The sequence below is a fragment of the Collinsella sp. Sow4_E3 genome (assembly GCF_052116285.1).
GTDB lineage: Bacteria > Actinomycetota > Coriobacteriia > Coriobacteriales > Coriobacteriaceae > Collinsella.
On record NZ_JBQKLJ010000127.1, the window covers coordinates 1 to 430 of the forward strand.

The following is a 430-nucleotide window of genomic DNA, read 5'->3' on the forward strand; positions in this document are numbered from 1 at the left end:
CAGTGGCATCGCCGTAGGCGAAGGGGACGAGCGTGGCGCTCATGCTGCCACCGTCCGGCGAATCGCTGGGTAGGTGATGGCCTCGAGCGGGACGCCGAGGGCGTCTGCGAGCGCGCGTGCGGTCTGGGGTCCGGGCTGCTTCCGTCCGGCCTCGATGTTGGACAGGAATGCGCCCGACACTCCGACGTCCTTGGCGAGGCGAACCTGCTTCATCCCTACCGCGTTGCGGAGAGCGGCGACCGCCGCCCCGTTCACGAGTCTGGTTGCTTCCATAGGAAGAGAGTAGGAAAGAACAGGAAAGAAGTCAAGTAAGGAAACGAAACTACCAAGAAACTGGCAGTGACTAGGGTGCGCGCTGCGTAATTACAACGATGTGTTTCCCTGCTGAGCGGCTACTCTTTCCTCATGACCCCGAATCTTTCCCGATTTT

General features: G+C 60.9%; 1 protein-coding gene. It reads right to left on the reverse strand.

Going from position 1 to position 430, the window contains the following annotated elements; all coding sequences use genetic code 11:
* Nucleotides 1-39: 39 nt before the first annotated feature.
* Entirely contained in the window at nucleotides 40-273 is a 234-nt protein-coding gene (locus ACTQ48_RS11595) for a helix-turn-helix transcriptional regulator (protein ID WP_366150681.1), read from the reverse strand.
* Nucleotides 274-430: the final 157 nt, after the last annotated feature.